The organism is Pseudomonas sp. R9.37 (assembly GCF_963878885.1).
Lineage (GTDB): Bacteria > Pseudomonadota > Gammaproteobacteria > Pseudomonadales > Pseudomonadaceae > Aquipseudomonas.
In genome coordinates this window covers 20,550-47,341 of record NZ_CAWNZA010000011.1, presented here as the reverse complement: position 1 = coordinate 47,341, position 26,792 = coordinate 20,550, and the positions used below count along the sequence as shown (strand labels likewise).

Genomic DNA, 26,792 nt, shown 5'->3' with positions numbered 1-26,792 from the left:
CGCTCGCCACAAGGCTTGCTCGTTAAACGTTGTGGTGTTCCTTGTAGGCTTTCAGCGCCGTGAGCCGCTCGCGCTTGAGCGCCTCGCCCAGCGCAGGTCCCTTGAAGCCTTTCTCCAGCAGGGGCGCCACCGCGACTTCGCGCGCAACCTTGGCCGCGCCGCGCAAATAATCCGCCTGTGGATAACTTCGTTGCTCAAGGCCCTTGCGGCCGCGTGCATCCATTTCACAGCTCACCACGAACTCCTCAAACCGCTGAGGCCGGCGATACACGTCAAAACTCTGCAGCAGCTCCAGCAATGTCGAGGCCTTGAGTTCCAGAGCGCGGTGGCCATGAGTGTGATATTGGCCCACCAGCAGCGCCAGCTCCTGGCAATCCTTTGGCACCTTGAAGCGTTCGTTGACCGCCTTGATCAGCTTCAAGCCTGTCTGTTCATGAGCAATATGCTGCGGCAACTTATCCACAGCCGTCAGGCCCTTTCCCACGTCATGCAGCAGGCAGGCCCAGCGCACGGTGAGGGGTTGTTTGTGCAGGGCGGCCTGTTCCAGCACGCTCAAGGTGTGCAGGCCAGTGTCGATCTCGGGGTGATGGGCCTCAGGCTGCGGCACGCCGAACAACGCGTCCACTTCCGGCATCAGGGTTTTCAGCGCATGGCAGTCGCGCAGCACCTGGATGAACACCTGAGGTTGATCTTCCATCAAGGCCCGGGAAATTTCCTTCCAGCTACGCTCGGGCGTCAGGGCTTCCAATTCGCCGGACTCGCTGAGTTGGCGCATCAGGCCAAGCGTCTCAGGCGCTACCGTGAAACCCAGATGGGCATAACGCGCTGCGAAGCGCGCAACACGCAGTACACGCAGTGGATCTTCGGCGAACGCCGGGGAAACGTGACGCAGAATGCGCGCCTGCAGGTCGCGCTGGCCGTGGTACGGATCGGTCAGGTTGCCGTCACCGTCCTCCGCCATGGCGTTGATGGTCAGGTCGCGACGAATCAGGTCTTCTTCCAGCGTGACCTCGGGGCTGGCATGAAACACAAAGCCGCCATAACCCCGGCCACTCTTGCGCTCGGTGCGGGCCAGGGCATACTCGTCGCCGTTTTTCGGGTCCAGGAATACCGGGAAGTCAGCACCCACCGGCTTGTAGCCCTTGGCGAGCATTTCTTCAGTGGTTGCGCCGACGACCACGCGGTCGATGTCGGTGACCTCGATGCCGAGCAGACGATCACGCACCGCGCCGCCGACTGTGTAGATTTTCATGAAAAAGCCTCCATTAGCGGCACAGGATACCGCCTGTGCCTGACCAATGGAGGCTTTGCTGTTCAGAGATGAACGACGGCCAGGTCCAGGCGGCCGTAGTCGTTGTCGCTGTGATCGCTGCGCGGTGGCACATGGTGAGTCTTCATCACCTGGTCGCCCTGCAGGGTTTCCAGGTGAATATCGAAGCCCCACAACCGATGCAGGTGCTTGAGTACCTCCTCAGTGGATTCGCCCAAGGGTTTGCGGTCGTGCTGCTGATGACGCAGGGTCAGCGAGCGGTCGCCGCGCACATCGATGCTGTAGATCTGCACGTTAGGCTCGCGGTTGCCCAGGTTGTATTGCGCCGCCAATGTCTCGCGGATGGTGCGGTAGCCGGGCTCGTCGTGAATGGCCGGCACCAGCAGGTCGTCCTTGAGGTCGTCGTCCATGATGCTGAACAGTTTGAGGTCGCGAATCACCTGGGGGGACAGGTACTGCAGGATGAAGCTCTCGTCCTTGAAGCTGCTCATGGCGAACTTGATGGTCGACAACCAATCGCTGCCGGCGATTTCCGGGAACCAGCGGCGATCCTCTTCGGTGGGGTGCTCGCACATGCGCCGGATGTCGCGGTACATGGCAAAGCCCAGCGCATAGGGGTTGATGCCGCTGTAGTACGGGCTGTCGAAGCCGGGTTGGAACACCACGCTGGTATGGGAAGTGAGGAACTCCATCATGAAGCCGTCAGTGACCAGGCCTTCGTCGTACAGGTCATTCATCAAGGTGTAGTGCCAGAACGTCGCCCAGCCTTCGTTCATCACCTGGGTCTGGCGCTGTGGATAAAAATATTGGGCGATTTTGCGCACAATACGCACGATTTCGCGCTGCCACGGCTCCAGCAGCGGCGCGTGTTTTTCCAGGAAATACAGGATGTTTTCCTGAGGTTCGGCGGGGAAGCGTGCATTGTCTTTATCGCTGTTTTTCCCGGTTTTCTTCGGAATGGTGCGCCACAAGTCGTTGATCTGCTTCTGCAGGTGCTCCTCGCGCTCCTTCTGGCGCAGGCGCTCTTCCTCGGCAGAAATCGGGTACGGGCGTTTGTAGCGGTCAACGCCGTAGTTCATCAGCGCATGGCAGGAGTCGAGCAGGTCCTCAACCGCGTCGATGCCGTGGCGCTCCTCGCATTGCATGATGTACTGCTTGGCAAACACCAGGTAATCGATGATCGAACTGGCATCGGTCCAGGTGCGGAACAGGTAATTGCCCTTGAAAAAGCTGTTGTGCCCGTAGCACGCATGGGCAACTACCAACGCCTGCATGCAGATGGTGTTTTCTTCCATCAGGTAGGCGATGCACGGGTCGGAGTTGATGACGATCTCGTAGGCCAGGCCCATCTGGCCGCGTGTGTAGGACTTCTCCGTACTCAGGAAGTGTTTGCCGTAGGACCAATGGTGATAACCCAAGGGCATGCCGACTGAGGCGTAGGCATCCATCATCTGTTCGGCGGTAATCACTTCGATCTGGTTGGGGTAGGTGTCCAGGGCATAACCCGCCGCGATACGGCTGATTTCCCGGTCATAGGCCTGGATCAGTTCAAAGGTCCACTCGGAGCCGGTGGAAATGGGTTGGCGCTTATGCTCTTTTTTGGCGGTCATGTCACTAACCTGCGCTGGAAGAGTTCACGGAAGACCGGGTAGATATCGCCGGCCGAGACCAATTGCTGCTGGGCGAAAGTGTCGGCAAAGGCTTCACCGATACGCTCATATTCGAACCACAGGGCTTGGTGCTCACGGGGAGTAATTTCGACGTACGTGTAGTACTGCACAAACGGCATGATCTGGTTGATCAAAATATCGCGGCAGATCGGCGAGTCGTCGTTCCAGTTGTCGCCGTCGGACGCCTGAGCCGCGTAGATATTCCATTCATTGGCCGGATAGCGCTCTGCCATGATCTCCTGCATCAACTTCAACGCACTGGACACGATGGTGCCGCCGGTTTCCCGCGAGTAGAAAAACTCTTCTTCATCCACTTCCCGGGCGCTGGTGTGATGGCGGATGAACACCACGTCGATCTTGTCGTAGTTCCGCTTGAGAAACAGGTACAGCAGGATGAAAAAGCGCTTGGCGATGTCCTTGGTCGCCTGGGTCATCGAACCGGACACGTCCATCAGGCAAAACATCACGGCCTTGGAGCTGGGGTTGGGTTGTTTGACCAGCAGGTTGTATTTCAAGTCGAAGGTGTCGAGGAACGGCACGCGGTGAATGCGCGCGCTGAGTTTCTCTATTTCTGCCTCGATGGCCTGGATATCGCCGAAGTTGTCCGGTTCTTCACGTTTTAAGCGCGCCAACTCTTCCTTCGCTTGTTTCAATTTGGCGCGGCTGCTGCCTGACAGCGCGATACGCCGGGCATGGGCCGAGCGCAAGGTGCGGATGATGTTGATCCTGGACGGGTTGCCTTCGTTGCTGATGCCGGCGCGAACGGTCTTGAAGGTGTCGGTGCCAGTCAGGTTGCGTTTGACCAGGTTGGGCAGCTCCAAGTCTTCGAACATGAACTCCAGGAATTCCTCCTGGGTGATCTGGAACACAAACTCGTCCATGCCTTCGCCGGAATTGCCCGCCTTGCCTGGGCCTTTACCGCCGCCACCGCCTTGGGGGCGCTGGATATGTTCGCCGGTGGTGAACTCCTTGTTGCCCGGGTGCACGACGGTCTGTTTGCCGCCGCGACCGTGGTGCAGCACCGGTTCGTCAATGTCGCGTCCGGGAATACTGATTTGCTCGCCATGCTCCATGTCGGTGATGGAGCGGCGGCTGACGGCCTCTTCAACGGCCTTTTTGATGTGGTCACGGTAACGCCGCAGGAAACGCTGGCGGTTTACCGTGCTCTTGTTCTTGCCATTGAGGCGTCGGTCGATCACATAGCTCATGGGGAGCCCTCCGGGCAGCTTCACGTTACAAGCTTCAAGCCGCGAGCTGGAAGCTTAGAGACAAGCGGTCAGCTGCCAGGCCAAAGGCCCGGCAGTACACGCCTGTCGCTGCCTTACTGTGATTTACGAACCCGCAGGTACCACTCGGAGAGCAGCCGTACCTGTTTGTCGGTGTAGCCACGCTCGACCATTCGAGTGACGAAGTCGTTGTGTTTTTGCTGGTCCTCCTTGCTGGCCTTGGCGTTGAAGCTGATGACCGGCAGCAGATCCTCGGTGTTCGAGAACATTTTCTTCTCGATGACCACCCGCAGCTTCTCGTAGCTGAGCCAGGTTGGGTTCTTGCCGTTGTTGTTGGCGCGGGCGCGCAGCACGAAGTTGACGATTTCGTTGCGGAAATCCTTCGGATTGCTGATGCCGGCGGGTTTTTCGATCTTCTCCAGCTCCTCGTTAAGGGCAACGCGATTGAGGATTTCGCCGGTTTCCGGATCGCGGTATTCCTGGTCCTGAATCCAGAAGTCCGCATACAGCACGTAGCGGTCGAAGATGTTCTGGCCGTATTCGCTGTAGGACTCCAGGTAGGCGGTCTGGATTTCCTTGCCGATGAACTCGATATAGCGCGGCGCCAGGTATTCCTTGAGGAAGCGCAGGTAGCGCTCGCGGGTTTCGGCCTGGAATTGCTCCTGTTCGATCTGCTGTTCCAGCACGTAGAGCAGGTGCACCGGGTTGGCGGCGATCTCGTGCGGGTCGAAGTTGAAGACTTTGGACAGGATCTTGAACGCAAAACGTGTCGACAGGCCGTTCATGCCCTCGTCCACGCCTGCGGTGTCGCGGTATTCCTGAATCGACTTGGCCTTGGGGTCGGTGTCCTTGAGGTTTTCGCCGTCATAGACGCGCATCTTCGAGTAGATATTCGAGTTCTCGGGCTCCTTGAGGCGCGACAGCACGGTGAACTGGGCGAGCATCTTCAAGGTATCGGGCGCGCAATGCGCCTTGGCCAGCGAGCTGTTGAACAACAGCTTGTCGTAGATCTTGATCTCATCGCTGACGCGCAGGCAGTAGGGCACCTTGACGATGTAGATCCGGTCGATGAAGGCTTCGTTGTTCTTGTTGTTGCGGAAGGTATGCCATTCCGATTCGTTGGAGTGGGCCAGCAGAATCCCGGTGAACGGAATCGCGCCCAAGCCTTCGGTACTGTTGTAGTTGCCTTCCTGGGTGGCGGTCAGCAGTGGGTGCAGCACCTTGATCGGCGCCTTGAACATCTCCACGAATTCCATCAGGCCCTGGTTGGCCCGGCACAGCGCGCCCGAGTAGCTATAGGCGTCGGCATCGTTCTGCGGGAATTCTTCGAGTTTGCGGATATCGACCTTACCCACCAGCGCCGAGATGTCCTGGTTGTTCTCATCGCCCGGTTCGGTTTTTGCCACGCCGATCTGGTTGAGGATCGACGGGTAGAGTTTCACCACGCGGAACTGGCTGATGTCACCGCCAAACTCGGCCAGGCGCTTGGTGGCCCAGGGCGACATGATGGTGTTGAGGTAGCGCCGTGGAATGCCAAAGTCTTCTTCGAGGATCGCGCCATCTTCCGTGGCGTTGAACAGGCCCAGAGGCGACTCGAAGACCGGCGAACCCTTGATCGCGTAGAAGGGCACCTTCTCGATCAGCTGTTTGAGCTTTTCAGCCAGAGACGACTTACCGCCGCCGACGGGGCCGAGCAGGTAGAGGATTTGTTTCTTCTCTTCCAGCCCTTGGGCGGCGTGGCGGAAGTAGGAGACGATCTGGTCGATGCATTCTTCCATGCCGTGGAAGTCTTCAAAGGCCGGATAGCGGCGGATCACCTTGTTGGAAAATATTCGCGACAGGCGCGAATTATTCGCGGTTTCCACCAGCTCCGGCTCACCAATCGCCAATAGCAGACGTTCTGCGGCAGACGCGTAGGTACTGCGGTCCTGTTTGCACAGCTCGAGATACTCTTGCAGCGTGAGTTCTTCCTGCTGTGTGGACGCGAAGCGTTGTTGGAAGTGGCTAAAGATACTCATGACGTCGTCACCTCGCTCGATACGTGGAGCCGACGCCGGGTCAATCAGTCGATGCTGGCAGCCATTGGTGATCAACCAATGGCCGTTTTCCCCCCAAACACCCTGAAACGCTACCGATGACCCGCACGCCGGTGTACCGGCTCTCCCCTGATTCGGATGGCCTGCGCTTAAGGATAGTTCGGAATCCGGGAGGTCAAGGTGGGATACGTAATTAGTTTGGCTGCGCCGTTCGTCAGAAACGGCGCGAGCCCAAGCGTCACGCGGGGTAGCGGGGTGTGAAAAAAATTATTGCGAATCGCCTGAGGCAATTTCTGCAGGATAGGTCGCACGCCACAGCTCAAAGCCCCCGTCCAGGCTATACACGTCAGAGAACCCCTGGCTGATCAGGTAGGCGGCCGCGCTCTGGCTGGAGTTGCCGTGGTAGCAGGCGACGATCACCGGCGCGTCGAGGTCGGCGGCACGGATGAAGTCGGCAATGTTGGTGTTATCCAAATGTTGCGCACCGCTGATGTGCGCGGCGGCATACGTCGGCTGATCGCGGATGTCGACCACCACCGCGCCTTGCTCGCGCAGCGCCTGGGCTTGTTCGGGAGGGATACGTTTGAATTCGCTCATGGCGGGCTCCTATGGCTTGGCGGCCGGCTGTGTCACAGAAAGGGGGGATTCGCACTGGCAGCTCAGGCGCTGGCCGGTGTCGATGTTCATCAGGGTCATGGCGCCGCCCCACACGCAGCCGGTGTCGAGGGCGAACACGCCGGGTTCATCGCATTTGCCTTCCAGGGCCGCCCAGTGGCCGAAGATGATCTTCGTGTCACGGGTCTTGCGCTCCTTGTGGGCGAACCAGGGTTTGTAGCCGGGCAGGGCGGTGTCGGCGCCTTCCTTGCTCTTGAGGTCCAGCTTGCCTTCGGCGGTGCAAAAGCGCATGCGGGTGAAGTAGTTGGTGATCACGCGCAGGCGGGCCACGCCGGTAAGGTCGTTGTCCCACTTGACCGGCTCATTGCCGTACATGCCGTCAAGAAAGGCGGTGTAGAGGTTGTCATCGGCCAGGGCGTTCTCGACTTCGGCGGCGCACTTGAGGGCTTTTTTCACCGTCCACTGGGGCGGGATGCCCGCATGGACCAAAGCCATGTTGCGGCCTTCGTCGTAATGCATGAGCTTTTGCCGACGCAGCCACTCCAGCAGCTCTGTGCGATCCGGCGCTTCGAGGATCTCGCGCAGCGTGTCGCCTTTTTTCAAGCGCTCGATGTTATTGCCGGCCGCCAGCAGGTGCAGGTCGTGGTTGCCCAGGACGCAGACCAGGGAATCACGCAGGCTATATAAGTAGCGCAGGGTTTGCAGGGATTCGGGCCCACGATTGACCAGGTCACCCACTAACCACAGGCGGTCGCTCGCCGGGTTGAAGGCAACTCGCTCCAGCAAGCACTTGAGGGGTTCCAGGCAGCCTTGCAGGTCGCCGACCGCGTACGTCGTCATCAGTGCAGGGCTCCCGGCACGGCGAGGCGGAAGGGCGCGATGACAGCGTCGAACAGTTTGCCGTCAGTGGCTTTCATCTGATAAGTGCCCTGCATGGTGCCGACTTTGGAGGTCATCACCGTGCCACTGCTATACGTATGGCTGGCGCCGATGTCGATCAACGGTTGCTGGCCAACCACGCCGGCGCCGCGCACTTCCTCGACCTGGCCGTCACCGTCGGTGATCACCCAGTGGCGCGACAGCAGCTTGGCCGGCACCTGCCCGTTGTTCTTCACCGTGATGGTGTAGGCAAAGGCGAAACGGTTGTGTTCGGGTTGCGATTGGTCCGCCAGGAAGCGGGTGACGACGCTGACGTCGATCTGGTAGCGAGGATCGGACATGCAAGAGGCCTTAAAAGCAAAAGCGGAGGACAGCAGATGCGGATCAGTCTAGGCCATGAGGAGGGCACTAGGCCAGACATGAGTCGGGCAGCCGGCAAGCGTTATCGGTATAACGCTGAGCAAATGTGGGAACGGGCTTGCCCGCGAATGCGCAGTGTCAGTCACTGAATGTGTAACTGATGCACCGCCATCGCGGACAAGCCCGCTCCCACATTTGTATCGAGTTACAGCTTATTCCACGGTCGGCGCGGGCTGGATCGCAAGCTGATCAGCCAGGCGCACAAACGCGGCCAGGTCCAGTTGCTCGGGGCGCAGGCTGCCATCGACGCCGGCGGCTTCGATTTCGGCGTTGCTGAGCAGGGCCTTGAGCGTGTTGCGCAGGGTTTTGCGGCGTTGGTTGAACGCCTCGCGTACCACGCGCTCCAGCAGTTTGTGATCCTTGGCCGGGTGCGGCAGCACGGCGTGAGGCACCAGGCGCACGATGGCCGAGTCGACCTTCGGCGGCGGGTTGAACGCGCCAGGGCCAACGTTGAACAGGTGCTCTACGCGGCAGTGGTACTGAACCATGATCGACAGACGGCCCCAATCACCACCACCAGGGCCCGCCGCCAAACGCTCAACCACTTCTTTTTGCAGCATGAAGTGCATGTCGCGGATGATCCCTGCGTTGTTCAGCAGGTGAAAAATCAGCGGCGTGGAAATGTTGTACGGCAGGTTGCCCACCACCCGCAGGCTGCTGGGCGCAGCGTTGAGGCTGTTGAAGTCGAACTTCAGCGCATCGCCCTGGTGCAGGTTGAAATTGGGTTTGTCGGCAAACTGCTGGTTGAGGATCGGGATCAAGTCCTTGTCCAGTTCCACCACGTCCAGTTGCCCGCCACTGGCCAACAGGCCTTGGGTCAAGGCGCCCTGGCCCGGGCCGATTTCCAGCAGGCGGTCTTCCGGCTTGGCATGGATGGAGCGCAGGATGCGGTCGATTACGCCAGCGTCGTGCAGGAAGTTTTGCCCGAAGCGCTTGCGCGCCCGGTGTTGGTAATGCTCAGTCATATACGGGTCTCGGCCATCTGATAGGCGGTTTCCAGGGCCACGTGCAGGCTGCCGGTATCGATCTTGCCGCTGCCCGCCAGGTCCAGGGCAGTGCCATGGTCGACGGAGGTACGGATGATCGGCAGGCCCAGTGTCACGTTGACTGCGGCGCCGAAGCCTTTGTATTTCAGCACGGGCAGCCCCTGGTCATGGTACATCGCCAGCACTGCGTCGCAGTGCTCCAGATACTTGGGGGTAAACAGAGTGTCTGCAGGCAGTGGGCCACGCAGGTCCATGCCTTCTTGGCGCAGACGCTCTAATGTCGGTTCAATGATGTCGATTTCTTCATGGCCCAAATGGCCGCCTTCACCGGCGTGCGGGTTGAGCCCACAGACCAGGATGCGCGGCTGAGCAATGCCGAATTTCTGTTGCAGGTCGGTGTGCAGGATGCGCGTGACGCGCTCCAGGCGCTCGGCGGTGATCGCATCGGCGATATCACGCAACGGCAAATGCGTCGTCACCAGTGCAACGCGCAGGCCGCGTGTGGCCAGCAGCATCACCACTTGAGCGGTATGGGTCAGCTCGGCGAGGAATTCGGTGTGGCCGGAAAAGGCGATGCCGGATTCGTTGATCACGCCTTTGTGTACCGGCGCGGTGATCATGCCGGCGAAGTCGCCGTCGATGCAGCCTTGACCGGCGCGCGTCAGGGTTTCCAGTACAAAGGCCGCATTGGCCTTGTTCAGTTGCCCGGCAACCACCTTGGCGGCAAGCGGAGTGTCCCAAACGTACAGGCTGCCCGCAGGTGCCGGCAGGTCGGGCCAGTTGCCCGGTGACACGTCCAGCAGGTTAACGGCCACACCCAGCTGCGTGGCCCGCTCAAGGAGCAGGTCACGGCTGGTAATGGCAATCAGGGGGTGTGGCTGAGGGTGCGAGGCGAGCAGCAGGCACAGGTCAGGACCAATGCCGGCCGGCTCGCCGGGTGTTACTGCGAAACGCTGGGGTTTCACTGTGCTGCCTGGTCGGTGCCTGTTTGCTCGGCGCCTGGCAGCTTGTTTTCCACGTAGGCTTCGTCACGGATCTGACGCAACCAGGTTTGCAGCTCTTCATCGTATTTGCGGTTACGCAACACGGTCAGTGCTTGCTGCTCGCGGGCCTGCGTGGTGTTGTCAGTGGCGCGACGGCCAAGGACTTCCAGTACATGCCAGCCATATTGAGTCTTGAACGGCTTGGACAGAACGCCTTGCGGGGTCTTGGCCATCACGTCCTGGAACTCAGGCACCAGCGCTTTCGGGTCGATCCAGTTCAGGTCGCCACCGTTGAGGGCCGAACCCGGGTCTTCCGAGAAGCTCTTGGCCAGCGTGGCGAAGTCTTCACCGCCTTCGATGCGGTCATAGATCTTCTGGGCCAGTTCCTTGGTTTGCGCTTCAGTGCGGATCTCGCTTGGTTTGACCAGGATGTGACGAACATGTACTTCGTCTTTCAGCGAGGTCTCGCCGCCGCGCTTGCCGAGCAACTTGAGGATGATAAAGCCGCCTGGCGTACGTGCTGGCTGGGTAATGTCACCCACGTTCATCGCACTCAGCTCACGGTCGAACGGAGGTGGCAGTTGAGCAGCTTTACGCCAGCCCATGTCACCGCCGTCCAGAGCGTTGTCACTGCCGGACACGGCAATTGCCGTCTGGGCAAAGTCAGCACCGGCTTTCAGGCGGTCATAAACAGCCTGGGTTTTTGCGGCGGCAGCATTGAGCTGTTCGGCGTTGGCGCTGTCTGGCGTCGGGATCAGGATGTTGGCCAGGTGCAGTTCTTCGGAGAGCTGCATCTTGCCCAGGTCCGATGCCAGGAAGTTCTTCACTTCCTGCTCGGACACCTGCACACGCTCGGCCACGCGGCGCTGACGTACACGGCTGATGATCATTTCACGGCGGATCTGGTCACGGGCGTCCTCATAGGACAAACCGTCGTGAGCCAGTGCCGCGCGGAACTGGTCAACGCTCATGTTGTTGCGTTGAGCGATAGTACCGACCGCCTGGTTCAGCTCTTCGTCCGAAATACGGATGCCGGAACGATCGCCGATCTGCAGTTGCAGGTTTTCGACAATCAGGCGCTCCAGAACCTGTGGGTCCAGCACGCTGGTAGGTGGTACGCCGCCGCCACGCTTGGCGATGGTTTGCTGAACTTCCTTGACCCGTTGGTCGAGTTGGCTCTGCATGATCACGTCGTTATCGACGATGGCCACAACCTTGTCCAGCGGTTGGACCGCGGCGTGTGCCGAAGCGGTCCCCAGGAACAGTGCGCCCAGTACTAGCGGGCGCAGACAATCAGAAAGCTTGGTCTTCACGTTCACGATAACCTTCAATGCCTTTGTCGAGGAAGCTCTCTACCTTGGCGCCGGTCAGGCCGCCGAGTCCTTTAAGGACGATCTGGAAGAAGAGCCCGTGGTCACCCTTTTCGTTCAGCGGGGCGATCTGGCTGTATTCGTCGTTGGAAACCCAGTAACGGTTGATGACGCGCAGTTTCCAGCAGCAGTTGTCGTACTCGAAACCACCGAATGCTTCCAGGGTACGGTTGCGCGCATAGTCATACTGCCAGCGGGTGATCAGGTTCCACTGAGGAATGATCGGCCACATCATCGAGAAATCGTGTTGCTGGATTTTGTAGTAATCCTTGATGAAGTTTGGCTGCCCCTCGGTGCCGTAGTCGCCACCAAACTGCCATTTTCCGGTCAGCTGGTTGTAGACCACTTGGTCGTTGCGGTAGCGGTAACCGAGGTTGATGATCTTGTTCGGGTTGTCTTCCGGCTGGTAGTGGAACATCGCGCTGCCGGAGCGAGGGGTGTGGCTCTCGGTGTCCCAGTTGTAGTCGGCAGTGGCGCGCCAGTCACGGTTGAAGCGGAACTCGTATTCCAACGCGATTGGCGAGACTTTCGAATGAGCGTCGTCACGTGTATTGGCATCGATGCCAGGCAGTTGAACTTCGCGATCCTTGAAGTAAACGGCCTGACCGATGGATGCACGCTGGCGTTCAAAGCCGTTGTCTTGAATCCAACGGCTGGTCAAGCCAAACGACAGTTTGTTTTCGTCGCCTATACGGTCCGAGCCGGAGAAGCGGTTGTCCCGGAACAGCGATGAGTAGCTGAACACGCTCTCGCTGGTATCAAATACCGGGATGTCTTTCTGATCCTTCTCTGGAACGTAGAGATAGAACATGCGCGGTTCAAGGGTCTGACGATAGTTTTCGCCGAACCATTGAGTGTTGCGGTCGAAGTAGAGGCCGCTGTCGATGCTGGCGATTGGAACAGCGCGATCCTGTGAGCTGCTGAAACTCTCACCCAACGCCGAGGCGCCACCTCTATTGGTCACCAGGTCAGCCTTGCCAGTGTTGTCCAGGTCAAGGTCGTACTTGGTGTAAACGTACTTGAGCTTCGGCGTGATGTACCCGTAGCTCGCAGTCATCGGCAGGGAAATGCTGGGTGCCAGGTTCAGACGCGTACCGTTGGCACGGTTTAAACCAAATACGTTGGTATCCAGCCGAGGTGTACCTGTAATTCCCGTCACTGGATCAAACGGCCCACCGTCTTTATCCGTGTAGTTACCGGTTTGAAGATCCCGATCGAACCTTACAGCCTCGGTCTCATAGGCAAAGTCCACGCCGCCTGGATGGTAAGGCAACGTACCATTGAAGGTCAGCTGCGGCAGCCGGTCATACGGGGTGATCTGCGAAACGGTCGCCAGTTGATAAGACTGGAGATTCAAGCGCGCCTGATAGGAATCGCCGCGATAAGTCACGGAACCCTGTTGGTTTACGAAGTCCTGCGCCTGAATACCTTCCTGGTAGGTTTTCAGGTCCTGGAAGAAGTAAGGGTCGCTGATCTTGGTGTAGTCGACCTGGGTCGTCAGACGCGAATCCAGCCCGCCCTTATGCTGCCAGTTGAGCATGTAGCGGGTGCTTTCGTAGTCGGTCTGCTTTTTCCGCTCGTCGCTGTCATCGTTCAGGTACGCGCCGCCGAACTGACCTTCGCTGGACTTGGTGAGGTAGCGGAATTCGCCTTCCACCATCATGCCGCGCTTGGTCATGTACTGCGGATACAACGTGGCATCGTAGTTCGGTGCCAGGTTGAAGTAGTACGGCGTAACCAGGGTAAAGCCGGTTTCGCTGCCGGTGCTGAAGCTTGGCGGCAGGAAGCCGGATTGACGACGGTCGTCGATCGGGAAGTAGATATACGGGGTGTACAGGATCGGAATGTTCTTGACCCGCAACGTCGCGTTGGTCGCCGTACCGAAACCGGTGGCCGGGTTCAACGTGATGTTGTTGCCTTTGAGCTGCCAGGCGTTGCTGTCCGGCTCGCAGGTGGTGTACGTACCGTCCTTGAGACGGATGATCGCGTTCTCGGCACGCTTGGCGTACAGCGCGTTACCGCGGATACGCGATTTGTGCAGCACGTATTCGGCGTTGTCGATCTGGGCGGCACCGGTGTCGAGCTGGACCTGGGCATGGTCGCCCACGATCAGGGCGCCGTTGTCGCGCAGACGCACGTTGCCGTTCAGCTCGCCACGGTTCTCGGCCTGATACAGGCTGGCTTCCTGAGCCTCCAGCTGCATGCTGCCCTGACGCATGACAACGTCACCGGCCAGGGTCGCGACCTGTTGTTCCTGCTCATAACGCGAGGCCTTGGCACCGATGAAGGTCGGCGCATCGCTCTTGTTCGTCTTGTCGTTCATGCCAGGACGAACCGGTTCGATGTACGCGCCGGAGCAATAAGGACCGGTTTCAGCCAGTTGGGCTGCGGTCAGCTTCTCGCGAGGCACCCAGTCCAGGTGGCTGTAGTCGGCGCTGCGCGAACGCAGGCCACGGCCCTTGGCTTCGGTGACCAGAGCGGTCTTCGGTTCGGCCTCGGCGCTGCCGTCAGCATTGGCTTGCGCCGTGCTGCCGGCCGAGCTGACGGCTGCGCCGTCATGCACCGGGCGTGGTGGCAACGGGGCTGCGGCGGTTTTCGGCGCGCAATCCCAGGCACCCGAAGCAGAGACTGAGCAGTCATACTGTTCCGCGGCGACCACGAATGAGGTGGCGAAAGGTTGCATGGCCAGCAGACTGCCGGTTACCAGCAACGGAAATTTTCTACGAAACGCGGGGGATTTCAATGCCATCTTATTAGTCCGGGCTTCCTGCGTGCCATCTGCCCGCGGTGTGGGCCGCACGCCTCTCGATGGTCTGAAAAAGATGCGTGATAATAAAGCATGACCCGCTTGACGGCTAGCGCCGTCGGAGACCCTTGTAATGCCCGAGCAAGATCTACGTTTACAACAGCTGAAAGTCTGGCTGGATGAGCAGTTGCCGATCCTTTTCAACGCTCAGGACTGGGGCGCCGTACCCCCGGCCACATTGACCGCGGCCAGCAGCGACGCGAGTTTCAGGCGTTACTTCCGGTGGGAAGGCGGTGGGCAAAGTTTCGTCGTAATGGACGCGCCACCCCCCCAGGAAAACTGCAAACCTTTCGTCGATATCGCTGATTTGCTGGCGAAATCAGGAATAAATGTGCCAAAAATTTATGCAGAAGATTTGCCGCGCGGCTTTCTTTTGCTTAATGACCTGGGCAAAAAAACCTATCTGGACGTGATTGACGAGCAAAACGCCGATCCATTGTTCGCCGATGCCATCGATGCGTTGCTGGCTTTTCAGCAATTGCCGATGGACGCGCCGCTGCCCAGCTATGACGTCGCCTTGTTGCGCCGCGAGCTGGAACTGTTTCCGGAATGGTACGTTCGCCGGCACTTGGGTATCGAGTTGGATACCCAGCAACAGGCCTTGTGGCAGCGCGTCAGCGATCACTTGATCGACAGCGCCCTGGCCCAGCCTAAAGTGCTGGTGCATCGCGACTATATGCCGCGCAACCTGATGATCAGCGAACCGAACCCCGGTGTGCTGGATTTCCAGGACGCCGTCTACGGCCCGGTCACCTACGACATCACGTGCCTGTTCAAGGATGCCTTCCTCAGTTGGCCGAAAGCGCGCGTACGCGCGTGGCAACGGGGCTATTGGGAGCGTGCCGGGCAACTGGGCATTCCGGTACAGGCCGATTTCGAAGAATTCCAGCGTGCCAGTGACTTGATGGGCGTGCAGCGTCACCTCAAGGTGATCGGTATCTTCGCGCGTATCTGCCATCGCGACGGCAAGCCACGCTACCTGGCGGACGTGCCGCGCTTCTTTGCTTATATAGAAGCGGTGCTGGCAGACCGTCCTGAGCTGGCCGAGTTGGGCGAACTGCTTGCCAGCCTGCGCCAACCTGTCGAGGCGAGCGTATGAAAGCCATGATCCTGGCGGCCGGCAAGGGTGAGCGCATGCGCCCGTTGACCTTGCACACGCCCAAACCCCTGGTGCAGGCGGGCGGCAAGCGGCTGATCGAGTATCACCTTGAGGCGCTGGCCAAGGCCGGCTTCAGCGAAATCGTGATCAACCATGCGTGGCTCGGCCAGCAGATCGAAAGCTACTTGGGCGACGGTGCGCAGTTTGGCCTGCGCATCCAGTATTCGGCCGAAGGCGAGCCGCTGGAAACCGGCGGCGGGATTTTCCAGGCATTGCCGTTGCTGGGTGACGAGCCCTTCCTGGTGGTCAATGGCGATATCTGGACCGACTACGACTTCACCCAATTGCGCCGGCCACTTCAGGGCCTGGCGCATCTGGTGATGGTGGATAACCCGGCGCATCACCCCTCCGGCGGCGATTTCTACCTGGATCAAGGGGTGCTTCATGATGCGGCGCCCGGTGCCGATAACCTGACCTTCAGTGGCATTTCAGTGCTCGACCCTCAATTGTTCGCGGGTTGCAGTGCCGGTGCCTTCAAGCTGGCGCCGCTGCTGCGCACGGCCATGGCCAAAGGTCTGGTAACGGGGGAACACATGACGGGACGCTGGATTGATGTCGGCACGCTGGAGCGTCTGGCGCAGGTTGAAACCTTGCTGACTGCGGGGCAATAAGATGTTGTGGCCAGGGACACTGATCGGTGCCGGGGCTGGCTTTGCCATTGCCAGTATTCCGGGGGCCTTGTTGGGAGCATTGCTGGGGCAGGCGCTGGATCGCCGCCTTCAGCTGCAAAGTTGGGCGCAACTGCGCGAGCGCCTGGGCGGGCGCCCGGCGTTGCGCAATGACGAACTGCTGTTCGTGCTGTTGGGGCGCCTGGCCAAGAGCAATGGCCGCGTGGTGGATGGGCATATCCAGCAGGCGCGCCAGGAGATGCGTGCGCTGGACATGACCGAGTCGGCCCAGCGCCGGGCGATCAGCGCGTTCAATCGAGGCAAGTCCGGTTCCGACCGAGTGCGCCATTACCTGCGCGTGCTCAAGGCCCAGCCCCATGCCGCAGAGGGTTTACTGCGCGCCTGTTGGCGCATGGCCTGGGCGGACGGCAAGGCGGATAACGCCGAGCGCGACTTGATCGACCTGTGGGGCAAATGGCTCGGCTGGACGCCTCAGCAGCTGCAGGCGCTGGCTGCCGATTACGTGCAGGAGCGCAAGCCGTTGGCCAATCGTGCGGGCGCCTATCAGGACGCGATGCGAATTTTGGGGGTCACGTCCACCAGCGAACCGAGTGTGATCAAACGCGCCTATCGCCGCCTGCTCAGTCGCCACCACCCGGACAAGATTGCCGGCACTGGCGCCAGCGCCGCACAGGTGCGCGAAGCGACCGAGCGAACCCGTGAGCTGCATAACGCTTATGCGTTGATTCGCGAGCGCCGGGATTTTCGCTAACCAGCACAAATCCCGAGTTGCCAACTCCATTCGTGTGGGCGCTGGCTTGCCGGCGATAGCGGTGTGTCAGCTAAACAGTTGTCACTGACAGCCCGCTATCGCAGGCAAGCCAGTTCCCCACAGTTGATTGGGTTATCAGATCAAGGTTACTCAGCAGCAGTCTGCGGGCTCAACCACCCGCGAACCCGCCGATACAACTGTTCCTGCTCAGCCGAACTGTTGCCGGGCAAGGTCTTGAGTGACACCTGTTTATAGCCGGCATTCTTCCCACGCTTGGCGGCCTGGATGCGGGCCAGTGCATTTTTACGCTCCTGAGCGCCGTCCTGGTAGAAAACATCCGCCGTTGGCACTTTCAACGCCGGGGCCAATTGTTGCAGGTCTGGCTGCCTGGCCGCCGGCGTCTTGCCTGCCACCATCACCAGCTTTTGCACCTGGGACGGTTGTTTCTCGCTCAAGTAACGCGCCGCCCACCAGGCGCCCGTGCCGTGGCCGAGCAGCACCACGCTGCGTGCGCTCTGGGTCTGGGCAAAGGCAACGGCGGCATCGATGCGGTCGAAGATGCGTTTGGCGTCGGTCTTGTCTTGTTCATCGGCGCCCGGCACTACCGCAGGGTCGGTGCCTTCGGCTTCGGCGCTGGCGGCTTGTTCGATGGGTTTGGCCGCGGTGCTGCCGTCTTTGCTGCTGGTATCGACGGCGGCCTTGGGCGATTCCAGGACGCGCGGCGGCAAGGTGTCGACGTTCACGTCCGGCAGCGACAGGCTCAGCGTGGCCCAATTGGCGTCGGGTAATTTGCGCCGCAACGGTGCGATTGCTTGCGGCCAGTCAGCGCTTTCCCCGGCGCCCGGTACGATAATCACCACGCCTTCGGGCTCGGCGCTGTTGGCCGGCTTCCACAGGGCCAGGAATGAATCGCTGCCGGCCTGCAATTGTTGCTGTTCCTGTTGCGGAACCTGACGCTCCAGGGCGCTGGCTTCTTCCTGGCTGCGCTCGGGCAGGGGTTGGCGTTCAGCCGGTTTTTCGGCGGCGGGTGCAGGCGCGTCGGCGGCCTGCACAGAAAAGGCGCTGGTAAATAGCAGCGACAGGCACAATGCTGGCAGTGCCGAACGGTGGATAAAGGGCATCGTTAATTCCCGGCCAGAAGTGATTCCAGCAGCCTAATGGGTTGGTCAGTATTTGTCAGTGATGTGAGACGTGGATCATGGGTTTTCGCTGTCTGCTGGTTATCGGCGGTTTGTGCTTTGCCTTGATGACGAAGGCTGCGCCCGCGCCTGCCATACCGCAGGCGCCGCTCAATGCGCAGCAGCGTGAGTGGCTGGCCCAGCATCCGGAGCTGCGCGTGGGCCTGGTATTGCAGGCGCCGTACGCGCAATACGATCGGCGCCTGCAGCGCTTGTCCGGGGCCAATGTCGAGCTGATGCAATGGTTGGCCAAGGCGCTGAACATCGAGCTGACCTGGCGCAACTTCCCCAGCCAGGAGCAATTGGACGCTGCTGTGCGCGACGGCGAGGTGGATATCGCCCCCGGCCTGCAGCAAACACCGGCCGGCTTGCGCCTGTGGTTATTCAGCGACCCTTATATGCGCGTGCCCCAGCATATCGTCGGCATCCGCGAAGGCGGCGGCGCGGTAGAGCTGGAAAAACTCGACGAGCTTTCTCGCGTTGCCATACGCATGCCCAGCACGGTGGCCGATTACCTGCGCAGCAACTATCCCAACCTCAACCTGCAAGGCGTGCCCATGGAGCGCCAGGCCCTGCAATTGCTGGTGAGCCAGCAGGCGCGTTATGCCGTGGTGGATGAGGCGCAATTGAGCCGCTTGTCCGGTGAGGCCGAGTTTGCCGGGCTGACGGTGGTCGGCGACATCGGCCTGCCGCAATTGCTGCGCGTGGCCACCCGCCGCGAATGGCCGGAACTGGCGGGCATCATGCAAAGCGCGTTGCGCGCGATACCGGCCCGCGACCTCGACCAATTGCACAGCCGCTGGCTGCAACCTAAATACCCGCAACTGACACAATCGCCGGGCCTGTGGCAAAACCTCAGCCTGCTGTTGGCGATGTTCTTGCTCGCCAGCCTCGCGGTGGTGTTCTGGCAACGCCGCCACCAGCGCGTGCTCGAACACCACCTGCTGGCTGCCCGTGAAGAAAGTGCCGCACGCGCTGCCGGCGCCGAGGCCTTGCGGCTGACGCAGTTCTCCATCGATCAAAGCACCGTCGGCATCCTGTGGGTCAATTGGGACAGCCATGTGCGTTACGCCAACCGCGCCGCCGAAACCATGCTGGGCTATGGGCCGGGCGCGCTGATCGAGCGACCGCTGATCGATTTCGACCCGACCCTGAACATGGACCGCTGGCTCAATGTGTGGAAGCGCGCGCGTGCCAGCGAGGAAGGCCCGCAAACCTTCGCGACCGATTGCGTGCGCGCCGACGGCAGCATCCTGCCGGCCGACGTGTCGTTGAGTTTCCTGCGCTTTGCCGATGCCGAATACCTGGTGGTCTACCTGAATGACGTCACCGAGCGCCGCCGTTATGTGGCCGCCTTGCAGCAAAGCGAAACACAACTGCGCGAGCTGTCGGCCCACCTGGAAACCGTGCGCGAAGAAGAAAAGGCGCGTATCGCCCGTGAGGTGCACGACGAACTCGGGCAGATGCTCACGGTACTCAAGCTGGAAACCTCGATGTGCGAGCTGGCCTATGCCCAACTGGACCCAGGCCTGAACGAGCGCTTGAACAGCATGAAGCGCCTGATCGCGCAGTTGTTCCAGCTCGTACGCGATGTGGCGACCGCGCTGCGCCCGCCGATTCTTGACGCCGGCATCGCTTCGGCCATCGAATGGCAAGCCCGGCGCTTCGAGGCCCGCACCCACATCCCCTGCCTGGTACAAGTCCCGGAAAACCTGCCGGCCCTGAGTGATGCCAAGGCCATCGGCCTGTTCCGCATCCTGCAGGAGGCGCTGACCAATGTGATGCGCCATGCCCAGGCGCATACTGTCGAGCTGACGTTGAGCGTGGAGGGCGCCGACCTGCGGCTGACCATCAGCGATGACGGCGTCGGGTTCGTCGAAACCCAGGGTCGCCCGGTGTCCTTTGGCGTCGTCGGCATGCGCGAGCGCGTGCTGATGATGGGCGGGCAACTGAGCCTGCACAGCGAACCGGGGGAGGGCACCACCTTGAGTGTCACGGTGCCGTTGGATGCATAACCACAAGAGGAAGCCCCTGTGATTCGCGTATTGGTAGCCGAAGACCACACCATCGTCCGTGAAGGCATCAAGCAATTGATCGGCCTGGCCAAAGACCTGCTGGTGGTCGGCGAGGCCAGCAATGGCGAGCAATTGCTGGAGACCTTGCGCCATGTCGCGTGCGAGGTGGTGTTGCTGGATATCTCGATGCCTGGCGTGAATGGCCTGGAAGCGATTGCGCGTATCCGCGCGCTGCACAATCCGCCGGCGATTCTGGTGCTGTCGATGCACGATGAAGCGCAGATGGCCGCCCGCGCCTTGAAAGTCGGCGCGGCCGGGTACGCCACCAAGGACAGTGATCCGGCGCTGCTGCTGACGGCGATTCGCAAAGTCGCGGCGGGCGGGCGTTACATCGACCCGGACCTGGCCGACCGCATGGTCTTTGAGGTCGGACTCACCGATGCGCGGCCGCTGCATTCGCTGCTGTCGGAGCGTGAGTTTTCGGTGTTCGAGCGCCTGGCCCAGGGTGCTAATGTCAATGACATCGCCCAGCAGTTGGCGCTGAGCAGCAAGACCATCAGCACGCACAAGGCGCGTTTGATGCAAAAGCTCAACATCACTTCATTGGCTGAGTTGGTGAAGTACGCCATGGAACACAAACTGTTGTGACCCATGATGATTTCCACGCGCAGCGTGAGAATGATCGGTGGCAGGCGGCATGCCCAATAACGACACCGCGAAAATACCGCCGCGCCCATTCTTGCCGCTTGTAGCCAGCCCTTTGTAGCGGCCCTGTCCCATCCCCGCCATCGGTGTAGGGCAATCCCTACCCCGAACCTTCCATCCTGCTGATGCAAATCTCTCCTGGCCCCCGATTTCCGGGGCCTCGCGCCTGGACTACGCTTGTGCCACAGCCGTCCAAAACAAAAGGTGTGGGTATGAGCGAGGTGGATTCAAATGATGTGCTGGTCAGCTTTCGTGGCGTGCAGAAGAGCTACGACGGCGAGAACCTGATCGTCAAAGACCTCAACCTGGAGATTCGCAAGGGCGAGTTCCTCACCTTGCTCGGGCCGTCCGGTTCAGGCAAGACCACCAGCCTGATGATGCTCGCCGGGTTCGAGACCCCGACTGCAGGGGAAATCCTGCTGGCCGGGCGCTCCATCAACAACGTGCCGCCGCACAAACGCGACATCGGCATGGTGTTCCAGAACTACGCGCTGTTCCCGCACATGACCGTCGCCGAGAACCTGGCCTTTCCACTGTCGGTGCGTGGCTTGAGCAAGACCGACGTCAGCGAGCGGGTCAAACGGGTGCTGAGCATGGTTCAGCTCGATGCCTTCGCCCAGCGTTACCCGGCGCAACTCTCCGGCGGCCAGCAACAGCGCGTGGCCTTGGCGCGAGCGCTGGTGTTCGAACCCCAGCTGGTGCTGATGGACGAACCCCTCGGCGCCCTCGACAAGCAACTGCGCGAACACATGCAGATGGAGATCAAGCACCTGCACCAGCGCCTGGGCGTCACCGTGGTGTACGTGACCCACGACCAGGGCGAAGCGCTGACCATGTCCGACCGCGTGGCGGTGTTCCACCAGGGCGAGATCCAGCAGATTGCCGCGCCGCGCACCTTGTACGAAGAACCGAAAAACACCTTTGTGGCCAACTTCATTGGCGAGAACAATCGCCTCAATGGCCGCCTGCACAGCCACACAGGCGAGCGTTGCGTGGTGGAGCTGGCGCGCGGTGAAAAGGTCGAGGCGCTGGCGGTGAATGTCGGCCAGCTCGGCGGGCCGGTGACGTTGTCGGTACGCCCGGAGCGCGTCAGCCTCAATGGCTCCAGCGAATCCTGCGTGAACCGCTTCTCCGGGCGCGTGGCCGAGTTCATCTACCTGGGCGACCACGTGCGTGTGCGCCTGGAAGTCTGCGGCAAGACCGATTTTTTTGTGAAACAACCGATTGCCGAGCTGGACCCAGCCCTGGCGGTCGGCGACGTGGTACCGATTGGCTGGCAAGTCGAGCACGTTCGCGCACTCGACCCACTTCTAGAGGCGAATTAATCGCCCCATGGCTTCACCAACCCTGCACGTGGAGAGAACAACAATGTTGAGATCCCTTAAATATTCCGCCCTGGTCATCGGCTTGATGGGCGCGACACAGGCCATGGCAGGCCCGGACCTGACGGTCGTGTCCTTTGGCGGCGCGAACAAGGCGGCCCAGGTCAAAGCCTTCTACGCACCGTGGGAAAGCGCGGGCAACGGCAAGATCGTCGCCGGTGAGTACAACGGTGAAATGGCCAAGGTCAAAGCCATGGTCGACACCAAGAGCGTGTCCTGGGACTTGGTGGAAGTGGAATCGCCGGAACTGTCCCGTGGCTGCGACGAAGACATGTTCGAGCCCCTCGACCCCAAGCTGTTCGGCAATAGCGCGGACTACGTGAAGGGCGCGATCCAGCCGTGCGGTGTGGGCTTCTTTGTGTGGTCCACCGTGCTGGCCTACAACGCCGACAAACTGGCCACCGCTCCAACCAGCTGGGCGGATTTCTGGGACACCAAGAAATTCCCGGGCAAGCGCGGCCTGCGCAAGGGCGCCAAATACACCCTGGAATTTGCCTTGATGGCCGACGGCGTGGCGCCGAAGGACGTGTACAAAGTGCTGGCCGGCAAAGACGGCCAGGACCGCGCGTTCAAGAAGCTCGACGAGCTCAAGCCGTCGATCCAGTGGTGGGAGGCCGGCGCACAACCGCCGCAGTACCTCGCCTCGGGTGACGTGGTGATGAGCTCGGCCTACAACGGCCGCATTGCTGCCGTGCAAAAAGAAAGCAACCTGAAAGTGGTGTGGAACGGCGGCATCTACGACTTCGATGCCTGGGCCATTCCCAAGGGGCTGGCCAAGGACCGCGCCGAAGCGGCGAAGAAGTTCATCGCTTTCTCGGTACAGCCGCAGCAGCAGAAGACCTACTCGGAAAACATCGCCTACGGCCCGGCCAACACCCAGGCCGTGCCGTTGCTGGCCAAAGATGTGCTCAAAGACATGCCGACCACGCCGGAGAACATTGCCAACCAGGTGCAGATCGACGTGAGCTTCTGGGCGGATAACGGCGAGCAGCTCGAGCAGCGCTTCAATTCGTGGGCGGCCAAGTAACCAGCAACACCGCTAAATCCTGTGGGAACCAGTAAGTGTGGGAGCGGGCTTGCTCGCGAATGCAGTGTGACAGTCAACACTTGAGGCGACTGATGCACCGCATTCGCGAGCAAGCCCGCTCCCACACAAGCCCGTTCCCATGTGAGATTCGCTGTGTTGGGCAGAGTGCTTTCATTTCAAGTTCCGGAGTTTGCCATGGTTATCGCCATTCCCAGCCCCACCCTCAAGCAGCGCCTGGCGCGTGCCGAGCGGCTCAACCGCTGGAAGGCCCAGGCCTTGATTGCGCCGCTGGTGCTGTTTTTGCTGCTGGTGTTTCTGGTGCCGATTGTTGCGCTGCTCTACAAAAGCGTCGGCAACCCGGAAGTGGTAGGCGGTTTGCCGCGTACCGTGGTGGCGGTCAAGACCTGGGACGGTCGTGGTCTGCCGGGTGAGCCGGTCTACCAGGCGCTCAGCGAAGACCTGGGCGAAGCGCGCAAAAACCAGACCTTGGGCGACCTGTCCAAACGCTTGAACATGGAACTGGCCGGCTACCGTAGCCTGCTGACCAAAACCGCGCGGGCGCTGCCGTTTACCGAAGCGCCTGGCTCTTATAAAGAAGCGCTGGAAGGCCTCGACGAACGCTGGGGCGATCCGGCGTACTGGCAGGCGATCCGGCGCAACACCAGCAGCCTTACGCCGTACTACCTGCTGGCGGCGGTCGATCACCGCATCGACGACCTCGGCGAAGTGGCCCCGGCCACGCCTGATCAGGCGATCTACCTGGACATCTTTGCCCGCACGTTCTGGATGGGCCTGGTGATCACCTTTGTCTGCCTGCTGCTGGCGTATCCATTGGCCTACCTGCTGGCCAACCTGCCGGCCCGTAAAAGCAACCTGCTGATGATCCTGGTGCTGCTGCCGTTCTGGACCTCGATTCTGGTGCGGGTGGCGGCGTGGATCGTGTTGCTGCAGTCCGGCGGGCTGATCAACAGCGCACTCATGGGCATGGGCCTGATCGATCAGCCTTTGGAGTTGGTGTTCAACCGCACCGGGGTGTACATCTCGATGGTGCACATCCTGTTGCCGTTCATGATTCTGCCGATCTACAGCGTGATGAAAGGCATCTCGCCCACCTACATGCGCGCGGCGATTTCCCTGGGTTGCCACCCGTTCGCGAGCTTCTGGCGCGTGTACTTCCCGCAGACCTACGCCGGGGTGGGCGCCGGTTGCCTGCTGGTGTTCATCCTGGCGATTGGTTACTACATCACCCCGGCGCTGCTCGGCAGCCCGAACGACCAAATGGTCAGCTACTTCGTCGCGTTCTACACCAACACCAGCATCAACTGGGGCATGGCCACGGCCTTGGGCGGTTTGTTGCTGCTGGCGACCGTGGTGCTGTACCTGATCTATAACCGGTTGGTGGGCGCCAGTCGCCTGCGCCTGAGCTGAGGAGACCTTGCGATGCTGAGCCCTTATATGTCACCGGTGGAGCGGGTGTGGTTCTACAGCTTGCGGATCCTGTGCGGCTTGATCCTGCTGTTCCTGATTTTGCCGGTGTTGGTGATTATCCCGCTGTCGTTCAACAGCGGCAGTTTCCTGGTGTACCCGCTGCAAGGCTTCTCGCTGCATTGGTATCAGGATTTTTTTGCCTCGGCCGAATGGATGCGCGCGCTGAAGAACAGCATCATCGTCGCCCCGGCCGCCACGGTGCTGGCCATGGTCTTCGGCACGCTGGCGGCGATTGGCCTGACGCGCGGCAATTTCCCCGGCAAGGCGCTGGTGATGGCCCTGGTGATTTCGCCGATGGTGGTGCCGGTGGTGATCATCGGTGTGGCCAGTTACTTGTTCTTTGCGCCGTTGGGGCTGGGCAACAGCTTCTTCTCGTTGATTGTGGTGCACGCGGTGCTGGGCGTGCCGTTTGTGATCATCACCGTGTCGGCGACGTTGCAGGGCTTTAACCATAACCTGGTGCGGGCGGCGGCCAGCCTGGGCGCTTCACCGCTGACCGCGTTTCGCCGGGTCACCTTGCCGCTGATCGCGCCGGGGGTGATTTCCGGGGCGCTGTTTGCCTTTTCCACCTCGTTTGACGAGGTCGTAGTGACGCTGTTTCTTGCCGGCCCTGAGCAAGCGACCTTGCCGCGGCAGATGTTCAGCGGCATCCGCGAAAACCTCAGCCCGACGATTGCCGCAGCGGCCACGCTGTTGATTGCCTTCTCGGTGCTGCTGTTGCTGACGCTTGAATGGCTGCGCGGCCGTAGCGAAAAACTGCGTACCGCCCAGGTCTAAAGCCCAGAGGAGATCAAAATGTGGGAGCGGGCTTGCTCGCGAATGCGGTCTATCAGTAACACATACACTGACTGACCTACCGCATTCGCGAGCAAGCCCGCTCCCACATTGGTTATGTGTTGAGTCGGGAATAACCATTCAGACCCTGAATGCTAGGCAACCCAAAATACCCAGCTACTCTTGTGCCAGCCCATCATTAATAAGAGGCCGCGCACATGAGTACTTCCTCATTCAAGATCGCCCACAAACTGCTGACCGGCGCTGGCGCCATCGAACAACTGGCCTTTGAGCTCACGCGCCTGGATGTGGATAACCCGCTGATTGTCACCGACGCCGCGCTGGTCAAGTCCGGCACCGTGGCGCTGGCGCTCGAACACGTGGGCGAGCGTACCTATGAAATCTTCGACCGCGTGCTGCCCGACCCGGAAATCGCCATCGTCGAAGACTGCATGCGCGTGTACCGCGAAGGTGGGCATGACGGCTTGATCGGCGTGGGCGGTGGCAGTGCCATCGACATTGCCAAGAGCGTCGCGGCCTATGCCGGTTACCACGGCGCGCTGGCGGATTTGTTCGGCGTCGACCAGGTGCCGCGCAAAGGCCCGCCGCTGATTGCCATCCCGACCACGGCCGGCACCGGCTCGGAGGTGACCAATGTGGCGATCCTCTCCGACAAGGCGGCACAGTTGAAAAAGGGCATTGTCAGCGATTACTTGCTGCCGGATGTCGCGCTGATCAGCCCGCAAATGACCCTCACGTGCCCGCGCAGTGTCACCGCCGCCAGTGGCGTGGACGCGTTGGTGCATGCCATCGAATCCTACCTGTCGCTGAATGCCTCGCCGATCACCGACGCCCTGGCGATTGGCGCGATCAAGCTGATCGCCAACGCGCTGCCCAAAGCCTACGCCAACCCGGCCAATCTGCAGGCCCGCGACGACATGGCCACCGCCAGCCTGATGGCCGGCATGGCCTTCGGCAATGCCGGGGTCGGCGCCGTGCACGCCTTGGCGTACCCGCTGGGCGGGCGTTTCAATATCGCCCACGGCGTGAGCAACGCACTGTTGCTGCCCTATGTGATGCACTGGAACAAGTTGGCGTGTGTGGAGCGCATGCAGGACATTGCCCAGGCCATGGGCGTGAATGTCAGCAGCTTGAGTGTCAACGATGCCGCCGACCAGGCCGTCGAGGCGATGACGCGACTGTGCGCTGCAGTGGAGATCCCGGCGGGCCTGCGCAGCTTCGGGGTTCCCGAGGACGCGATCCCTGCCATGGCCACGGAAGCAGCGGGCATTGAACGCTTGATGCGCAACAACCCGCGCAAGCTCAGCGCGGCGGATATCGAGAAAATCTACCGGGCGGCTTACTAACCGTTGAGTTAGGTCACGGTGCGCGCAGCAAAGCATGAGGTATACAATGCGCGCCA

Annotated in this window: 22 protein-coding genes; 10 read left to right on the top strand and 12 right to left on the bottom strand. The window is 60.7% G+C overall.

The window, feature by feature from the left end:
- Positions 1 to 22: 22 nt before the first annotated feature.
- From AACU78_RS06880 to AACU78_RS06830, 11 genes are all read right to left on the bottom strand, one after another.
- Positions 23 to 1,252, bottom strand: a complete 1,230-nt coding sequence (locus AACU78_RS06880) for a multifunctional CCA addition/repair protein (RefSeq protein WP_106575526.1) — start codon at positions 1,250 to 1,252, stop codon at positions 23 to 25.
- A gap of 62 nt (positions 1,253 to 1,314) precedes the next feature.
- Positions 1,315 to 2,880, bottom strand: a complete 1,566-nt coding sequence (locus tag AACU78_RS06875) for a SpoVR family protein (protein ID WP_106575525.1) — start codon at positions 2,878 to 2,880, stop codon at positions 1,315 to 1,317.
- Positions 2,877 to 4,148, bottom strand: coding sequence for a YeaH/YhbH family protein (locus AACU78_RS06870; protein WP_106575524.1), 1,272 nt, complete (start codon positions 4,146 to 4,148; stop codon positions 2,877 to 2,879). The genes AACU78_RS06875 and AACU78_RS06870 overlap by 4 nt, the downstream gene beginning before the upstream one ends.
- Positions 4,149 to 4,261: 113 nt before the next feature.
- The gene (locus AACU78_RS06865; protein WP_003194732.1) at positions 4,262 to 6,184 is read right to left on the bottom strand and encodes a PrkA family serine protein kinase; all 1,923 of its coding nucleotides are present in this window, start codon (positions 6,182 to 6,184) and stop codon (positions 4,262 to 4,264) included.
- A 285-nt stretch (positions 6,185 to 6,469) separates the two neighbouring features.
- Positions 6,470 to 6,799, bottom strand: a complete 330-nt coding sequence (glpE, locus tag AACU78_RS06860) for a thiosulfate sulfurtransferase GlpE (RefSeq protein WP_106575523.1) — start codon at positions 6,797 to 6,799, stop codon at positions 6,470 to 6,472.
- A 9-nt stretch (positions 6,800 to 6,808) separates the two neighbouring features.
- Positions 6,809 to 7,657 (bottom strand): symmetrical bis(5'-nucleosyl)-tetraphosphatase, encoded by an 849-nt coding sequence (locus tag AACU78_RS06855; RefSeq protein WP_106575522.1) that lies wholly within the window; start codon positions 7,655 to 7,657, stop codon positions 6,809 to 6,811.
- On the bottom strand, positions 7,657 to 8,037 hold the full coding sequence (gene apaG, locus AACU78_RS06850) for a Co2+/Mg2+ efflux protein ApaG (protein WP_106575521.1): 381 nt from the start codon (positions 8,035 to 8,037) through the stop codon (positions 7,657 to 7,659). Before apaG ends, AACU78_RS06855 begins: the two co-directional genes overlap by 1 nt.
- 231 nt (positions 8,038 to 8,268) lie before the next feature.
- Positions 8,269 to 9,081, bottom strand: a complete 813-nt coding sequence (gene rsmA / locus AACU78_RS06845) for a 16S rRNA (adenine(1518)-N(6)/adenine(1519)-N(6))-dimethyltransferase RsmA (protein WP_106575520.1) — start codon at positions 9,079 to 9,081, stop codon at positions 8,269 to 8,271.
- The gene (pdxA, locus tag AACU78_RS06840) at positions 9,078 to 10,067 is read right to left on the bottom strand and encodes a 4-hydroxythreonine-4-phosphate dehydrogenase PdxA (protein ID WP_106575519.1); all 990 of its coding nucleotides are present in this window, start codon (positions 10,065 to 10,067) and stop codon (positions 9,078 to 9,080) included. Before pdxA ends, rsmA begins: the two co-directional genes overlap by 4 nt.
- Entirely contained in the window at positions 10,064 to 11,404 is a 1,341-nt protein-coding gene (locus AACU78_RS06835; protein ID WP_106575518.1) for a peptidylprolyl isomerase, read from the bottom strand. The genes pdxA and AACU78_RS06835 overlap by 4 nt, the downstream gene beginning before the upstream one ends.
- Positions 11,379 to 14,204 (bottom strand): LPS-assembly protein LptD, encoded by a 2,826-nt coding sequence (locus tag AACU78_RS06830; protein WP_106575517.1) that lies wholly within the window; start codon positions 14,202 to 14,204, stop codon positions 11,379 to 11,381. Before AACU78_RS06830 ends, AACU78_RS06835 begins: the two co-directional genes overlap by 26 nt.
- Positions 14,205 to 14,334: 130 nt before the next feature.
- On the opposite strand from AACU78_RS06830, the gene AACU78_RS06825 reads away from it, so the two are divergent.
- Genes AACU78_RS06825 through AACU78_RS06815 form a run of 3 tightly spaced genes read left to right on the top strand, consistent with a single transcriptional unit; the run spans position 14,335 to position 16,800 of the window.
- Positions 14,335 to 15,360, top strand: a complete 1,026-nt coding sequence (locus AACU78_RS06825) for an aminoglycoside phosphotransferase family protein (protein ID WP_106575516.1) — start codon at positions 14,335 to 14,337, stop codon at positions 15,358 to 15,360.
- Complete coding sequence (murU, locus tag AACU78_RS06820) at positions 15,357 to 16,031, top strand: N-acetylmuramate alpha-1-phosphate uridylyltransferase MurU (protein WP_106575515.1); 675 nt, start codon at positions 15,357 to 15,359, stop codon at positions 16,029 to 16,031. The genes AACU78_RS06825 and murU overlap by 4 nt, the downstream gene beginning before the upstream one ends.
- Position 16,032: 1 nt before the next feature.
- Positions 16,033 to 16,800, top strand: a complete 768-nt coding sequence (locus AACU78_RS06815) for a TerB family tellurite resistance protein (protein WP_106575514.1) — start codon at positions 16,033 to 16,035, stop codon at positions 16,798 to 16,800.
- Positions 16,801 to 16,946: 146 nt separating this feature from the next.
- On the opposite strand, the gene AACU78_RS06810 is transcribed toward AACU78_RS06815, so the two are convergent.
- Positions 16,947 to 17,921, bottom strand: coding sequence for an alpha/beta hydrolase family protein (locus AACU78_RS06810; RefSeq protein ID WP_106575513.1), 975 nt, complete (start codon positions 17,919 to 17,921; stop codon positions 16,947 to 16,949).
- Between the two features lie 77 nt (positions 17,922 to 17,998).
- Between AACU78_RS06810 and AACU78_RS06805 the strand changes: the two genes are divergently transcribed.
- From AACU78_RS06805 to AACU78_RS06775, 7 genes are all read left to right on the top strand, one after another.
- Positions 17,999 to 19,993, top strand: a complete 1,995-nt coding sequence (locus AACU78_RS06805) for a PAS domain-containing sensor histidine kinase (RefSeq protein WP_106575512.1) — start codon at positions 17,999 to 18,001, stop codon at positions 19,991 to 19,993.
- 18 nt (positions 19,994 to 20,011) lie between these two features.
- Positions 20,012 to 20,641, top strand: coding sequence for a response regulator (locus tag AACU78_RS06800; RefSeq protein ID WP_106575511.1), 630 nt, complete (start codon positions 20,012 to 20,014; stop codon positions 20,639 to 20,641).
- A 269-nt stretch (positions 20,642 to 20,910) separates the two neighbouring features.
- Complete coding sequence (locus AACU78_RS06795; RefSeq protein ID WP_106575510.1) at positions 20,911 to 22,023, top strand: ABC transporter ATP-binding protein; 1,113 nt, start codon at positions 20,911 to 20,913, stop codon at positions 22,021 to 22,023.
- 43 nt (positions 22,024 to 22,066) lie between these two features.
- The gene (locus AACU78_RS06790) at positions 22,067 to 23,107 is read left to right on the top strand and encodes an ABC transporter substrate-binding protein (RefSeq protein ID WP_106575509.1); all 1,041 of its coding nucleotides are present in this window, start codon (positions 22,067 to 22,069) and stop codon (positions 23,105 to 23,107) included.
- Positions 23,108 to 23,302: 195 nt separating this feature from the next.
- A complete protein-coding gene (locus AACU78_RS06785; RefSeq protein WP_106575508.1) occupies positions 23,303 to 24,535 on the top strand; it encodes an ABC transporter permease in 1,233 nt (410 codons plus the stop codon).
- Positions 24,536 to 24,547: 12 nt separating this feature from the next.
- Positions 24,548 to 25,372 carry an ABC transporter permease gene (locus AACU78_RS06780; protein ID WP_028618151.1) on the top strand — a complete coding sequence of 275 codons (825 nt, stop codon included), beginning with the start codon at positions 24,548 to 24,550 and terminating at the stop codon, positions 25,370 to 25,372.
- Between the two features lie 215 nt (positions 25,373 to 25,587).
- On the top strand, positions 25,588 to 26,736 hold the full coding sequence (locus tag AACU78_RS06775) for an iron-containing alcohol dehydrogenase (protein ID WP_106575507.1): 1,149 nt from the start codon (positions 25,588 to 25,590) through the stop codon (positions 26,734 to 26,736).
- The last annotated feature ends 56 nt before the right edge of the window (positions 26,737 to 26,792 follow it).